Annotated in this window: 10 protein-coding genes; 8 read left to right on the forward strand and 2 right to left on the reverse strand. The window is 45.4% G+C overall.

Annotation, left to right across the window (positions count from 1 at the left end; translation table 11 throughout):
- Window positions 1-118: 118 nt before the first annotated feature.
- The 4 genes from recC to recD all read left to right on the forward strand — a co-directional run bounded on the left by recC (window position 119) and on the right by recD (window position 9,923).
- Window positions 119-3,595 carry an exodeoxyribonuclease V subunit gamma gene (recC, locus tag ACED53_RS08635; RefSeq protein ID WP_017101894.1) on the forward strand — a complete coding sequence of 1,159 codons (3,477 nt, stop codon included), beginning with the start codon at window positions 119-121 and terminating at the stop codon, window positions 3,593-3,595.
- A gap of 6 nt (window positions 3,596-3,601) precedes the next feature.
- A complete protein-coding gene (locus ACED53_RS08640; protein ID WP_198926214.1) occupies window positions 3,602-3,763 on the forward strand; it encodes a hypothetical protein in 162 nt (53 codons plus the stop codon).
- A 260-nt stretch (window positions 3,764-4,023) separates the two neighbouring features.
- Window positions 4,024-7,698, forward strand: coding sequence for an exodeoxyribonuclease V subunit beta (recB, locus tag ACED53_RS08645; RefSeq protein ID WP_017101896.1), 3,675 nt, complete (start codon window positions 4,024-4,026; stop codon window positions 7,696-7,698).
- Complete coding sequence (gene recD / locus ACED53_RS08650) at window positions 7,698-9,923, forward strand: exodeoxyribonuclease V subunit alpha (protein WP_017101897.1); 2,226 nt, start codon at window positions 7,698-7,700, stop codon at window positions 9,921-9,923. The genes recB and recD overlap by 1 nt, the downstream gene beginning before the upstream one ends.
- Window positions 9,924-10,024: 101 nt before the next feature.
- On the opposite strand, the gene ACED53_RS08655 is transcribed toward recD, so the two are convergent.
- Together ACED53_RS08655 and argA are read right to left on the reverse strand one after the other, a co-directional pair.
- On the reverse strand, window positions 10,025-10,216 hold the full coding sequence (locus ACED53_RS08655; RefSeq protein WP_008223046.1) for a hypothetical protein: 192 nt from the start codon (window positions 10,214-10,216) through the stop codon (window positions 10,025-10,027).
- A 278-nt stretch (window positions 10,217-10,494) separates the two neighbouring features.
- Window positions 10,495-11,832: an amino-acid N-acetyltransferase gene (argA, locus tag ACED53_RS08660; RefSeq protein ID WP_009848357.1), complete on the reverse strand. Its 1,338-nt coding sequence runs from the start codon at window positions 11,830-11,832 to the stop codon at window positions 10,495-10,497.
- 161 nt (window positions 11,833-11,993) lie between these two features.
- Here argA and ACED53_RS08665 point away from each other — a divergent pair, with 161 nt between their 5' ends.
- The 4 genes from ACED53_RS08665 to csdE all read left to right on the forward strand — a co-directional run bounded on the left by ACED53_RS08665 (window position 11,994) and on the right by csdE (window position 15,226).
- A complete protein-coding gene (locus ACED53_RS08665) occupies window positions 11,994-12,467 on the forward strand; it encodes a DUF2850 domain-containing protein (protein ID WP_029225603.1) in 474 nt (157 codons plus the stop codon).
- A 257-nt stretch (window positions 12,468-12,724) separates the two neighbouring features.
- Window positions 12,725-13,837 carry a murein transglycosylase A gene (gene mltA / locus ACED53_RS08670; protein WP_102580014.1) on the forward strand — a complete coding sequence of 371 codons (1,113 nt, stop codon included), beginning with the start codon at window positions 12,725-12,727 and terminating at the stop codon, window positions 13,835-13,837.
- 113 nt (window positions 13,838-13,950) lie between these two features.
- A complete protein-coding gene (gene tcdA / locus ACED53_RS08675; RefSeq protein WP_017101900.1) occupies window positions 13,951-14,760 on the forward strand; it encodes a tRNA cyclic N6-threonylcarbamoyladenosine(37) synthase TcdA in 810 nt (269 codons plus the stop codon).
- 37 nt (window positions 14,761-14,797) lie between these two features.
- On the forward strand, window positions 14,798-15,226 hold the full coding sequence (gene csdE, locus ACED53_RS08680) for a cysteine desulfurase sulfur acceptor subunit CsdE (RefSeq protein ID WP_009848361.1): 429 nt from the start codon (window positions 14,798-14,800) through the stop codon (window positions 15,224-15,226).
- Window positions 15,227-15,286 lie beyond the last annotated feature (60 nt).

Genomic DNA, 15,286 nt, shown 5'->3' on the forward strand with positions numbered 1-15,286 from the left:
GTTCAAAAGATAAACGGACCTTAAGTTTTCAGTATTTCATAAGCTTATATTCCTAATCCAAACACGGCACTTATGCTAATCTGGCTTTATATTGTGGCAAGATTAGCGTGAGTGCACTTTGTTTACTGTTTATCATTCCAATAAAGTTGATACTTTAAAAATCCTTCTCGTTCACTTAATCAAAAGTGATCCTTTAGCCAATCCTTTCGAAAAAGAGCAGATCTTGGTTCAGAGCCCAGGTATGTCTCAATGGCTTAAGATGGAACTCGCCAAAGAGTTTGGTGTAGCAGCAAATATCGATTTCCCACTTCCAGCAACCTTCATTTGGGATATGTTTACCCAAGTGCTTCCTGATGTACCTAAACGCAGTGCTTTTAACAAAGAAGCGATGACGTGGAAGTTGATGAGTTTACTACCCGTTAAGCTTGACCACCCTGATTTCTTGCCTCTGCAACGTTATCTTGAAAATGATGAAGATGACTCTAAGTTGTATCAATTGGCAGAGAAAATTGCCGATATCTTCGATGGTTACTTGGTGTATCGACCGGAGTGGATGGCGATGTGGGAAGCGGGAGAGCCCGTTGCTGAATTGGTCGATGATGAAGGGCAGCAAGAGCACCCTTGGCAACCGATTTTGTGGCAAGTGCTCTATGAGCAAACCTTGTCTCAAGGCCAATCTAAATATCATCGTGGCAACTTGTATCACGACTTTATTGAAGCGCTAGCCAAGCAACAAGGTCAACTGCAACATCTGCCTAAACGCTTATTTGTGTTTGGTATTTCTTCGCTGCCTCCTCGTTACATGGATGCGTTGAAAGCACTTGGCGAGCAGATTGATGTGCACTTGATGTTTACCAACCCTTGCCAACATTACTGGGGCGATATTCGCGACCGTAAATATTTGGCAAGAGTTGAAGCCCAGCGTCGTAAGCAGTTTGCGTTGGTTGATGGTTTACCTAAATTGGAGGGTGAAACTTCACCATTGAAAGATGGCATTGAAGCTAATATTGAAGACGAACTGCATACCAGCCAAGCCGTGGGTAATAGTTTACTTGCGTCTATGGGAAAGCTGGGCAGAGATAACCTGTTCTTGCTATCTCAATCAGACAGCGAAGAGCATGAGTTCTTTATTGATGTTGAGAGGGATAACCTGCTGCATCAATTGCAAGCTGATATTCTTCAGTTAGAAGAGCATCAAGACGACCACATCTTAGATTCCAGCAACCATAAACAGGTGGTTGAGCTTGGCGATCGCTCTCTGACCGTACATGCGTGTCACAGCCCAATGCGTGAGGTTGAAGTCCTTCATGATCAGTTGTTGGCGATGTTTGATGCCAACCCGACTCTGAAACCACGCGATATCATCGTTATGGTGTCTGACATTAATGCTTATAGTCCAGCGATTCAGGCGGTATTTGGTAATGCTCCGGGTGAGCGTTATATCCCTTACTCGATTTCTGATAGAACCGCAGACCAAGAAAGCCCAATTCTGACCGCTTTCATGCAGTTAGTCGCGCTACCGAACACGCGTTGTTTAGCCTCTGAGTTGCTAGAGCTGTTAGAAATTCCTGCAATGATGTCACGTTTTGGTATTGACGAGTTTCAATTCGAGCAAGCCAAGCAATGGGTTGAAGAAGCGGGTATCCGTTGGGGTGTTGATGCTTCAACGGCGACAGAATTTGATCTACCTGCGACCGAGCAAAACACTTGGCTATTCGGCATTCAGCGCATGTTATTAGGATATGCGATGTCGGACTCTGCAGGTTTGTTTGAAACTGAACACTCTCCAATTGCCGCTTATAACGAAGTTCAAGGCATTAACGCCGAACTTGCAGGTAAGTTAGCTCACTTTATCGATCGTATTGCCCATTACCGTCAACGCTTAACTGAAACTCAATCTATCGATATGTGGCGTGAAATCTTGCTGCAAATGATTGATGATTTCTTTGCGGTTGAACTGGAAGGCGAGGTGGTGCTTAAGTCGATACGTGATGCGCTTTCGCAACTGAATGAACAGCTTGATGATGCCTTGTATGAACAAGAGTTGTCGCCAAGCATTATCTATCAGTACCTCAATAATAAGTTATCGGGTGCACGTATTAGTCAGCGTTTTTTAGCAGGCCAAGTTAACTTTTGTACCTTGATGCCGATGCGTTCTATTCCTTTCAAAACCGTTTGTCTATTGGGAATGAACGATGGTGTTTACCCTCGCTCAATGCCACCAGAAGGTTTTGATCTAATGAACGGACGCACACGACCAGGGGATCGTTCTCGCCGTGATGATGACCGCTATCTATTCTTAGAGGCGATGATGTCAGCACAAGAGTGTTTGTACATCAGCTATGTCGGCCGTTCGATTAAGGATAATACTGAGCGAGTGCCATCGGTATTGGTTTCAGAGTTGATTGAATACTGCCAACAGAACTACTGTTTGAGTGACGATCAAGCCTTACCAAGTGATGATTCAGGCATCAAGCTGACTCAAGCGATCAGCTTTGAACACACCATGACACCGTTCAGCCCTGCTGCGTTTACTCAAGGTGATGCGAGCCATGTGCTGAGTTACGCCAAAGAGTGGCTTCCAGCGGCTAACCGTACCGGTGAACGCAGTGGTGAATTCAATCGTGCATTGGATGACTATTTGTTGGGTGCGACGTACCCGTTAGAACTCGATTTGGTTGAGTTACAGCGTTTTTGGCGTTTGCCAGTGCAGTACTTCTTTAATCGCCGCCTAAAAGTGGTATTTGAGCCGCCACTTCCTGTGATGGAAGACGATGAGCCATTTGTACTTAATGGTTTAGAGAGTTTCCAACTTAAGGATGCTTTGCTGCAAGTGCTGCTAGACCACCCTGAAGGCGCAGACGAAGCAGTGCGACTGTTTGTCTCTGAGCAAAAAGCACAGGGCCGATTACCGGTTGGCGCCTTTGGTGATATCGAGTTTGAAACCAACCGTGTTCAAGCGGAAGACTTAGCTAAAGAGATTCGATTTGTGAGCGGATCACCGCAACAAGATCTCGAAGTGAATATCGAATTTGATGTGTTAGGCGAAGGTAAGCCTGTTCGCTTGATGGGTTGGTTAACTCAAAACTATCAATCAGGTCTAGTTCGTTTCCGTAGCGGCAAAATACGCTCTCAAGATTATTTGGCAGCGTGGATTGATCATCTATGTTGTGCAGTGATGGGACACGGAAAAACGACCCATATTATTGGCTACGACAGAAAAGAGGGCGTTGTTCACCAAACGCTACAACCTATCGGCGACGCGCAACAGGCGAAGAGCTTGTTGGCTGAGTTAGTACGACTGTTTTATCAAGGCATGACAGCACCGCTACCTTACTTCCCGAAAACCGCATTGGCTGGCGTAGAGGCTGGCTTTAGCCGTGGTAAGTGGGTCGATGACGAAGAAAAGTCGCTCAAGAAAATGGCCGATACCTTTAATGACAGCTTCGCCTTTACGGGTGAGGGGAGAGATACTTACATCTCACGTATTTGGTCTAAATGGGACGATGAGTTGGCTGCTGAGTCACGGATGTATTCAACGCTTGTGTTACAGGCGGCAAGGTTGGCAGCTGCCGATCTGGAAGATCAGGAGTAGGTGGCCGTGATCGACAAGATCAATAGCGGGTGCGCTGAATTAATGAAAGACGAAAGAGAGTCGTTGGTAAGCATTTGGGATGCCTGCTTTCAAGATGAAGGGAATCAAGGTGAAGAAAAGCAAGGTACAGGAAATAAAGTGGCCGCCAGTAAATCATTATTAGTGTAGGGCGTTCGCTGTACGGCCACAGGTCAGAGGGACCATTATTCTGTGGTTCAAAGTAACGCCGTAAAGTACAAAACTCGTACGCGCCCCTGAACTCGTGGGCGCATAGTAGCGAGGCGATCTGAATTGATCCGTGAGAGAGATCGCACTAACTATTAACAAATCAGCGTAGGACGTAAATTGAATGACGTTTTCCACGCTAGGTCACATTTATAGCAATAGTCACATTTTTAACAGACTCATCTATCAAAAGGCAGTAAGGCATGACGACCACAAGCAGTGTTCAGGTAATCGCTCCAAAAACACTCGATACCATGACGTTTCCACTTCATGGCGCGCGTTTAATTGAAGCATCGGCGGGTACGGGTAAAACATTTACCATTGCTGGCTTGTATTTGCGCCTACTGCTCGGGCACGGTACGGCCGCTCCACAAGGTGATCTGACTGAAGCCACTCGACACCATGAGCCGCTAACCGTAGACCAAATCTTGGTTGTGACCTTTACTGAAGCGGCAACGGCAGAGCTACGAGATCGTATCCGTGCTCGAATCCATGATGCACGTATCGCGTTTGCACGTGGGCAAAGTGACGACCCAGTGATTGCTCCTTTGTTACAAGCCATCTATGATCATGCTGGCGCAGCTAAAACTCTGCTTAACGCTGAAAGACAAATGGATGAAGCAGCGGTCTACACCATTCACGGTTTCTGTCAGCGAATGTTGACTCAAAATGCCTTCGAGTCTGGAAGCCGCTTTGATAATGAATTTGTGACCGATGAAAGCCACTTAAAAGCTCAAGTGGTTGCCGATTATTGGCGCAAACAGTTCTACCCATTGCCAATTCAATTAGCAGGTGAGGTTCGTAATATCTGGGGTTCTCCCGCTTCTCTATTGGCTGACGTAAATCGTTATCTGACGGGTTCTCCACTAAAGCTAACCGTCGAAGCAATGTCGGGCGACCTGCAAACTCTGCACAACCAAAACCTAGATAAAGTGAAGCAACTTAAGGCGTTGTGGTGCGAATCCGAAGCGGACTTTTTGGCATTGATTTCAGGTTCAGATGTGAACAAGCGCAGCTACACTAAGAAGTCTTTGCCTACTTGGTTAGAAGCGGTCACGGCATGGGCGCAGAGCGACACCCATGATTACCAGTTCCCAGATAAATTAGAGAAGTTCTCACAAGCCACTCTAAGCGAAAAAACACCAAAAGGCACTGCACCTCAGCACGCCGTTTTCGAAGCGATTGAGGACTTCTTAAATTCTCCAGCAGATCTAAAAGCTCCATTGCTGGCGCATGCGATTATTCATTGTCGAACTATGCTAGCCAAGGCTAAGCAGCAGAAGCAGTGGTTATCATTTGATGATTTGCTGACCCAGTTATCCGCGTCCATTGATGTGGATGAGCAATCACTGCTTGTGGAGAGAATCCGCACCTTATACCCAGTGGCGATGATCGATGAATTCCAAGATACCGATCCGCTGCAATACAGTATTTTTAGCCGAATCTATCTCGATAATCCGCAGTGCGGCTTGTTTATGATCGGTGACCCGAAGCAGGCTATTTATGGCTTCCGTGGCGCAGATATATTTACCTATATCAAGGCGAGAAACCAAGTTAGTGCTCACTACACCTTAGGCACTAACTGGCGCTCAAGTGCCGATATGGTCAGTGCAGTAAACCAAGTGTTTATGAATTCGGACAGCCCGTTTATCTACGACCAAGACATTCCATTCTTACCCGTTGCTGCCAGTCCATCGGCTGACAAACGCCAATGGGTGATGAACGGAGAAACCCAGCATGCACTGACCTTTTGGCTACAAGAAGCGGAAGATAAGCCCTTACCGAAAGGCGAATATCACAAAGCCATGGCCGAGGCGACAGCGAGTCAAATTCAAACCATTCTGACCGCTTCTCAAAACCAACAAGCCTATTTTGATAACGGCAAAAAACAACATGCCGTGAATGCGGGTGATATTGCTGTCTTGGTTCGAACCGGTAGTGAAGGTCGCCTGATTAAGAACGCGTTGTCGGAACAAGGCATTGCGAGTGTGTATTTGTCTAACCGAGATAGCGTGTTCACCAGCTTGGTTGCACAAGATATTCAACGTTTGTTGCAGGCGGTGCTGACACCTGAAAATGACCGAGCATTACGTGCCAGTTTAGCGTCGGAATTGTTTGCTCTGGATGCCGCATCATTGGATGAACTCAACAACGATGAAGTGGTGTGGGAAAACGTCGTTAACGAGTTTAGAGAATATCGTAAGTTGTGGCTGCAACGTGGCGTATTACCAATGCTTCGCAGCGTGATCAGTAAACGACATCTCGCGGAACGCTTACTGGAAGAAGAAAATGGTGAGCGCTCACTCACTGATTTGATGCACATTGGCGAACTGTTGCAACAAGCTAGGCAGGAGCTCGACAGCGACTATGGTTTGTTACGTTGGCTAGCAGAAGCGATATCAGATGCGCAAAATGGTTTAGGTGGCAGTGAAGATGACATTCAACGCCTTGAATCAGAGAGAAACTTAGTTCAAATCGTCACTATTCATAAATCGAAAGGTTTGGAATATGACCTAGTATTCCTGCCGTTCGTGGCGAGTTATCGTGAAGCGAGTGAAGGTAAGTTCTACGACCATGAATCAGATACCACAGTGCTTGATATTACGGGTAGCGACAGTGCCTTAGCGCAAGCCGACAAAGAGCGATTGGCGGAAGACTTACGTTTGATTTACGTGGCGCTTACTCGTGCCGTTTACGGTTGTTTCATTGGTATGGCTCCTTTACGTAAAGGGCGTTCAACCAAAGAGCCGACCGGCGTTCACTTAAGTGCCATGGGCTACTTGGTTCAAAATGGACAAGAGCAAGGCATCGCTGAGTTACATCAAGCTCTGTCAGCGATTGAGGGTAAGAATTCAAGCGTATTGCTGTCTGAAACGCCTACCGCTCACGAACAAGTTTTTGTGCAAACAGAGCAAGTGAGTGACGACTTACAGGCTAGTGAACTTAAAGCTTCAATTGACCGAGCTTGGCGAATCACCAGTTACTCGGGGCTTGTAAAACAAGGCAGTCACGGCGCAAACCATGATGCGACGATTGAGGTGTCTGGCTTCGATATTGACTCGGCAGATGAACAAGACGAGTCGGAATTGATTGAACCTGAACGTTCTATATTCACGTTCCCTCGTGGCGCTCGCCCTGGTACTTTCTTGCACACCTTGTTTGAGGATGTTGAATTTACTGAGCCAGCAACCAGCGAACATAACACGCAAGTAATCACTCACTTATTAGAGTCGGAGCAATACGAACTAGAGTGGTTACCTGTGCTTCAACAACTGGTCGATACGGTGCTGAACACCGCGCTGGATGGTAAGAACTTAAAGCTAAGCGAGAAAGACTCAACGCAACGCTTAGTCGAAATGGAGTTCTTGTTGCCGATCGAAGTGTTGGCCGCATCTGAGCTGAATCAAACCATTCAGTATCACGATCCGTTATCGGCTAAAGCGGGCGACTTAGGTTTCCAAACCGTGCAAGGCATGCTGAAAGGCTTCATCGATTTAGTGTTTGAGCACCAAGGTAAATACTATGTGCTCGACTGGAAATCGAATCATTTAGGTGATGATGTTGCCGTCTACCATGGTGAGGCATTGAAATCGGCGATGGCCGACCACCGCTATGATCTGCAATATCAAATCTACGCGTTGGCTCTGCACCGCTTCTTACGCAGCCGCGTTGCAGATTACAGTTATGAACAACATTTTGGTGGGATTTATTACTTGTTTTTAAGAGGAATGGACGGCCAATCTCAACAAGGTATTTTCTCGGCGAAACCTACATTGGCTTTGCTCGATGAAATGGATCAATTGATTGACGGTAAAGTGATAGACAGGCGTTCAGCACAATTGAATGACAATGAAACTGGACAGATGGGGCTTCTATAATGACAACAACGACCACTAATACCACCATAGAAACAGCGAATTCTGTTAAGCCAGTTTCACTTATCCCTGAGCTGCTCATGGATGTATTAAAGTTCCTAGCGGACAAAGGTTCAATTCGTCAGCTGGATTATCAGTTTGCTCGTTTTATTGCTCAGCAAGCGACGAGTCATTCTCAAGAGATCGGGTTTCTAGCTGGCGTTGTAAGCCATGAATTAGGCAAGGGGCATATTTGTACTCAGCTTATACAGCAGCATAAGGCAGGCCCTGAACTAACGACAGATCTAGCCCAGTTGCTTGGTTTGTACGGTGAAACGGCACTGCAATTGAACCAAAAACTGTTGGATATTGATTGGGCGACTGTTCTGCAATCATCTAACCTAGTTGGAACAACGAATGACTGCATTAAGCCGCTAATGTTTGATGGACAACGTGTCTACTTACAGCGTTATTGGAACTACGAAGTTGTGTTGGCTGAAACTCTAAACCGTTTAAGTAAGCCAGTAGAGTTCAATATTGAGCAGAAAAAAGCGCTAACCGAAACGTTGAATCAGTTATTCGCACGCAGTTACCATTTTCTGTTTAATGCCTTAGCCAAGGCTGAAGCAAACCAACAAACGTCTCAGGTATTACGCCAACAACTGGTGTGTGACCATCTAGATATTGTGAATGAGCAGGTTCTAGATTGGGGTTCTATCGATCAAGCGATTGTTCAAGCCAAACAAGTGACCGATTTAGATGTGCTGGATAGTCTAGTGCCGTTATCTGTTTGTTTGAACTGGCAAAAAGTAGCGGCAGCGGTGGCGTTAAGTCGTCGCTTCGCGGTGATTTCTGGTGGGCCGGGTACCGGTAAAACAACCACAGTAACAAAATTACTATCGGCTATGGTCGAGCAATCACTCAGCCAAGGTAAAATACCGACGGTCAAGCTGGTGGCTCCGACAGGTAAAGCGGCAGCACGTTTAACCGAGTCGATTGGTAAAGCGATTGAGCAACTGCCTTTAGCACCTGAAGTGAAGGCCAACATACCGACGGAATCGAGTACCTTGCACAGACTGCTCGGTGCTATTCCTAATCGAGCGGAGTTTAGACACAACCGACGTAATCCACTTCACCTTGATATCTTGGTGGTGGATGAAGCATCGATGGTCGACTTATCCATGATGTATAAGCTGGTGGATGCACTCCCTGAACACGCAAGGTTGATTCTGCTTGGTGATAAAGACCAGCTCGCTTCAGTAGAAGCTGGTGCCGTGTTGGGTGATATCTGCTCGTTTAATTCAACAGGCTACAGCACAGCGCAAGGTAACTTGATTGCGGAAATGACAGGCTTTGATGCGATAGCTAAACCAAGGCAGCTCAAAACAGGATCGGTTAACCCTCCTGCGATTGCAGATAGTTTGTGTATGCTGCAGAAGAGTTACCGTTTTGATGCACGTTCAGGTATCGGACAGTTGGCAAAGGCGATCAATAACGGCTCTGCTAATCAGGTGGATCAAGTGTTTGCGAAAGGGTTTGCGGATATTGAGAATCATCCCTTGTCGAGTGACAGCTATAACTTGATGCTACGTACTTTAGTTAATGAATATGGTGCGTATCTGAACCGAATGAATGTGCCATTGGAAGAGCTAGAAACTCAAGAAGCGAGAGCGAAATCGGTTCTCGATTTGTTCAGCCAGTGTCGGTTGCTGTGTTCCATTCGCGAAGGTGACTTTGGTGTTAAAGGCCTCAACCACAGAATCGAAAGGGCACTTGCCGCAAGACGCTTGGTGAATCCGCACAACGATGAATTGTGGTATCACGGGCGACCAGTAATGGTAACGCGCAATGATCATGGCTTAGGTTTATACAATGGTGATATTGGTATCTGTATGCTTGAGGCTGATGTAAGGAGCTCTTCTTCAATTGATGATAACTCAGCCCCTCGATTAAAGGTGTACTTTGAATTGCCCGATGGCAGTGTAAAAGCTGTACTACCAAGTCGAGTGCCTGATCATGAAACCGCGTATGCAATGACGATACACAAATCTCAGGGCAGTGAATTTGATCTGACCTTAATGATCTTACCGCCAGACTTCAGCCCTATTTTAACGCGAGAACTTATCTATACGGGTATCACGCGTGCTAAGAAACGACTGATGATGTTCAGTGATACCAATGTCTTGAAGCGTGGTATTAAGGTAAAAACAGAGCGAGTGAGTGGTTTAGGAAGTCGACTAACCAACTGACGGTCAGTGGTTTTAGTGGAGGTGTTGCTGGAAGTAAAACGACGAAATAGCAGGGTAAATCGTATACACAAAGCAACCATCCGTGGTTGCTCTGAACGTTATTAGGAATCCGTGCCTAAAAACGCTCGAGTAAACGATATATGGTTTATTTTGTACTTTGCTTGGCAATTCAAAATAAACTCTTTTAGGTTCTCGCTCACAGGGAACACGCAGTGTACGTCTAACCCTTCTAAGAATTGGTTATCAGCCATATCCCAAAAACTTTGCAGCGAGTTACAAACAATGGTTCTCATATCAATGTTGCTCTTTTGCTGTTTATATTAACGAGCAGACTGACTACTAGCATGCTGATCGTTAACGGGTATAGCAATCCGTGCAGTGACCTCCTAAATGTCATAGATTAAACATTCGGCGGCATTCCAATAAAAACGCTTGTCGATATTCATAAAGCGTGCAAATTCTATACAATTATAACTGTGAATGAAAGTGCATATTTAATAAATTTCACATGAGAAACGATTACATTTGCAATAGATTCCTTATTAAAGTGAGATTTTAATCTAAATTTAATTTACACATTTAACGCTAAGATCTTGGAATTCCTTTGATAGTTGTACAGACCTTGTTTTTCCATTGGTAATTCATCAACAGTAATCTCGTAAAAACCCTGTTCACGGAACCAATGAAGGCTGTGTGTGGTAAGAACAAAGATTTGGTCGATATCACGAGATTTGGACTGATGACGCATGTAATCAAGCAGTAACTGCCCACGGTTTCCATCTCGGTAGTCTGGGTGAATGGCCACGCAGGCCATCTCTGCCATGTGATCTTCTGGATAAGCGTACAGCGCAGCGCAACCAATGATCAGACCGTCTTTTTCGATGATAGTAAAACGATGGACTTCTTGTTCTAACTGCTCTCTTGAGCGACGAACAAGAATGCCTTGTTCTTCAAGAGGGCGAATGAGGTCAAAGATACCACCGATGTCATCAATCTGAGCTTGTCTGACTTGTTCGGCACTCGCCATGACCACTTGGGTTCCAATACCATCAAAAGAGAATAGCTCTTGGATCAATGCGCCATCGGCTTTGTAGCTGATCAAGTGACAACGAGGCACGCCTGCTCGGCAAGCGGAGATCGCTCCTTTCAAGAAGCGCAGTGTTCCGGTGCTCATGTCTTCGGCGGGGTTCTGGGATTCCGTTAAGCGTTCAAGAATTTGCTTGGCGTCTTTAGGGAAGAGTTCGGCGAGTACATTACCGCTTTCGTCAGTCACCCCTTGCTCAGAACAAAAGCCAATCAGTTTGTCGGCTTTCAAACGGATAGCAACTTGTGTCGCGACCTCTTCCGAAAGCAGGTTAAAGCTTTCGCCAGTGACTGAACTGGCAATAGGCCCAAGAAGGACGATGGAACCTTGGTCAAGGGTGCGATTGATCCCTTCGATGTCTATTCGACGAATGCGTCCGCTGTGGCAGTAATCTGTACCATCATCGACGCCTAAGGGTTGAGCGGTAATAAAGTTACCACTCATAACATTCAGTTGAGTTCCTGCCATTGGGGTGTTGTTCAAACTCATTGAAAGGCGAGCGGTGATCGCAAGTTGCAGTTGTCCAGCCGCCTGCATTGCAACACCTAAAGAATATTCATCTGTGACTCTAATATTTTTATGGTAAGGCGTATGGCAGTCTTGCTTCTCTAACAGTTGGTTGATCTGTGGTCTTGCCCCATGAACGAGAACAATCTTAACCCCAAGGCTATGAAGCAGGGCTATATCACTAATAATATTGCCAAAGTTTCTATCGGCAACGGCTTCACCTCCCAACATAATCACCATGGTTTTACCACGGTGAGCATTTACATAAGGGGTCGATTGCCTAAAGCCTTTGACTAGCGCTGTACTTCTTAATTTCACAGAATAAGTCTTCCTTGTTTATTTATTCGATAATTTAGCATTTAAATTCAAATCTGAACAACAACTTTTTGGAATGAAGCGCAAACTATTCTCATCTAGGCTTCGTTTTATAAACTGTCTCAGTGTACAATGCGTACAGCATCCTTATGAGTCGTAAACGAATGCAAAAAAATCCAGTAAGAAAGAGTAAGATTGATGAGCTCGCAAAAGGTCTCTACAGTGGAGCAGAGCAGCGCAACAAACCTAAATTGAGACGTAAGCTCATTGAACGCAGTTTAATGGTTTTAGCTTTGGTGGGTTCGTTTGCCGTCGCTTCCTTGTTCGCCGATGTGTTTTCTCGAGTACAAGATGCGGTGACACCAGAGACACTGCTATATGGCACTTGGGTAGAGCAAGATGTCGCTCGTTATGCTGCGGACGAGTTTGTATTGAATGATAATGGTGTGTCAGTACGTGGCTCGGTTGTATCGACTCATTTTGACTTTGATGGTAAGTACTTCGAATATAAGGCAGGCAATAAAACGTATCGCTTTCGCCTAACGAATTCTGATAAGACAGAAATGATGCTTGTATCGGACAATCACTATAATCCAGTCTTTCGCCTTAAAGGTTATATCGATAACTCAGTTCGATAGGTTATCTTATACCAATCGTAGTAAATAACTGGTCACCCTAGCTTGTTAAAAACCTCGATAACTTCGTTAGAATTTTTGATTGTAGAATAACTACTTATCGAAACTTCTTATCGAGAAGAGCTGCCTTGTTCTCAAGATTTTTTCCTACGCTATTTTTGAACACTTACTTACTGTGATTGGTATTATTGTAAACATTTACAATCTAAGATTGTGTTATCTGATCGTTTTTGTCATCCTCGATGCATAGAATATTTAGGATGACTCTTGTGATTAAAAAATGGCTTCCCCTTGTTGCTGCCTCTTTCTTATTTGGCTGTGCTCAACCCACTGATCTTGCCCAACAACACCTTGACGGTGAATTTCCCCGAACCTTAAATAAGGTCGATTTGGTTGAATCTAATAAACCAAGAGACTTCACCGCATTTGCAGAGCAAGCTGAGATGGTGGTTTCTAAATCCCCTTCGATGGCTAAAATCTATGAGCCGCTTTATCAGCAACTCAATGAATGGGCGGTGCTGAGTGGAGAGCCAAGCGAGCTAGCGAATTTTGGCGTTCAAACTGCTCAATTAGGTGGTGGTGATAAACAAGGTAATGTTTTATTCACGGGTTACTTTTCTCCTGTAATGGAACTGCGACATGAAGCAAACGAAGAATACCGATTCCCTGTTTATGGGCTTCCAGAGTGTGATAAAGAGTGCCCAACACGCGAAGAGATCTACAACGGTGCATTAGAAGGCCAAGGTCTTGAGTTAGGTTATTCAGCAAACCGTATCGACCCATTTATGATGGAAGTACAGGGCAGCGGCTTTGTGCATTTCGGAGATGATGACACGCTGCAGTATTTTGCATACGCGGGTAAGAACAATAAAGCTTACGTGAGTATTGGCCGTGTTTTGATCGAGCGAGGTTTAGTGCCACGCGAAAAAATGTCATTGAAAGCTATCAAAGAGTGGGTCTTGGTAAACGATCCTGAAGTGGTAAAAGAACTGCTTGAGCAAAACCCATCTTTCGTCTTCTTTAGCGTGAGAGATGATCTATCCGTAATGGGTAGCGCTGGCATTCCTCTATTACCGATGGCGGCGGTAGCGGGCGATCGCTCTATCTTACCAATGGGAACACCTATCCTGGCTGAGGTTCCGTTACTGAATGCTGATGGTACTTGGAGCGGCGCGCACCAACTAAGACTACTATTGGTTTTAGATACCGGTGGTGCGGTTAAGCAAAACCATTTGGACCTCTACCATGGTATGGGCCCACGAGCAGGAACTGAAGCGGGTCATTACAAGCATTTTGGTCGGGTGTGGAAGCTGGGTCTAGATGGCAGCGCAACCGAAGCGCCTTGGGCTTTGCCTCCTGAAAAGGTCGAGTAAACAACAATAAAATGGGGCATTGAAAGCGAATCGCTAATCCCCTAGACTTTTAATTCAAGAGTGCGTATAAAACGCACTCTTTTCTTTTTCTCAGAAATAAATTGGCGGCAACAATGCGTGAATTGACCACTCCAGCTTCAGAAAACTATGACCAACGATTTGGTGGCACTCGTCGCCTGTATGGCAATAGTGAAGTAGATATACTTAGAGCAGCACACGTGTGTGTGATCGGTATTGGCGGTGTCGGTTCATGGGCGGTTGAAGCGCTTGCTCGTACTGGTTTAGGTGAGCTGACATTGATCGATATGGATGATGTGTGCGTGACGAACATTAACCGTCAAATCCACGCAATGTCGGGCACGGTTGGTAAGAGTAAAATCGAAGTGATGGCAGATCGCGTTAAGCTGATTAACCCTGAGTGTAAAGTGAACCTGATCGACGACTTTATTGGTCCTGATAATCAGGCTGAATACCTATCGAAAGAGTTCGACTTTGTGCTCGATGCGATTGATAGCATGAAAGCTAAGGCTTCGTTGTTGGCGTATTGCCGTAGCAACAAAATCAAAGTGATCACTACGGGTGGCGCGGGTGGGCAAGTTGACCCGACTCAAATTAAAGTGGCTGATCTGACTAAAACGATTCAAGATCCGTTAGCGAAGAAATTGAAAGACACATTGCGTCGTCATCATAATTTCCCTAAGAACCCTGCGCGTAAGTTTGGTATCGATTGTGTGTTCTCGACTGAGCAACTTAAGTACCCACAAGCTGACGGCAGTGTATGTGCTGCGAAAGCAACCGCAGAAGGTCCAAAGCGAATGGATTGTGCGACGGGTTTTGGTGCAGCAACGGTTGTCACGGCTACCTTTGGTTTTGTGGCGGTTTCACGTATCGTAGAAAAGATCGTTCAAAAGCACGCTAAGTAACGTCTTCTTCTCAATTAACAATCGACTGGATATTAAAATGACCACATTCCCAAGCTTTCCATTCGGCAAAGAAATTACCAGTGATGATATTGTCGCAAAAATGCAGACTTTCAGCGGCTGGGAAGATCGTTATCGCCAGGTGATTCAGTGGGGTAAGAAACTGCCTAGCATGCCTGATGAACTGAAAAGTGAACAGGTTGTCGTATCTGGTTGTGAAAGCCAAGTGTGGTTGGTTTCTCAAAATATCGACGGTGTTTGGCGCTTTTGTGCTGATTCTGATGCGCGTATCGTTCGCGGTCTGATTGCATTAGTGATGGCTGCGTATGATGGAAAAACATCAGAGCAGATTCAAGCGTTCGATATCGATGGATACTTTGAACAAATCGGTTTAATTACCCATCTAAGCCCATCTCGCGGCAATGGATTAAAAGCGATTGTTGCTCAAATCCAAGAGCTAAGTGCTTAACATTTCTTAGATACACAGAAACAAAAAGGGTTGACGCTAAACGCCAACTCTACATAATTT

This window comes from Vibrio sp. 1F169, assembly GCF_041439605.1.
GTDB classification, from domain to species: Bacteria; Pseudomonadota; Gammaproteobacteria; order Enterobacterales; family Vibrionaceae; genus Vibrio; species Vibrio tasmaniensis_A.

Bases quoted from the DNA above. Each gene is read 5' to 3' on its own strand.
- ACED53_RS08655 (WP_008223046.1), bottom strand. From the start codon at position 10,216: ATGAGAACCATTGTTTGTAACTCGCTGCAAAGTTTTTGGGATATGGCT.
- csdE (WP_009848361.1), top strand. From the start codon at position 14,798: ATGACCACATTCCCAAGCTTTCCATTCGGCAAAGAAATTACCAGTGAT.
- mltA (WP_102580014.1), top strand. From the start codon at position 12,725: ATGACTCTTGTGATTAAAAAATGGCTTCCCCTTGTTGCTGCCTCTTTC.
- tcdA (WP_017101900.1), top strand. From the start codon at position 13,951: ATGCGTGAATTGACCACTCCAGCTTCAGAAAACTATGACCAACGATTT.
- ACED53_RS08665 (WP_029225603.1), top strand. From the start codon at position 11,994: ATGCAAAAAAATCCAGTAAGAAAGAGTAAGATTGATGAGCTCGCAAAA.
- recB (WP_017101896.1), top strand. From the start codon at position 4,024: ATGACGACCACAAGCAGTGTTCAGGTAATCGCTCCAAAAACACTCGAT.
- recD (WP_017101897.1), top strand. From the start codon at position 7,698: ATGACAACAACGACCACTAATACCACCATAGAAACAGCGAATTCTGTT.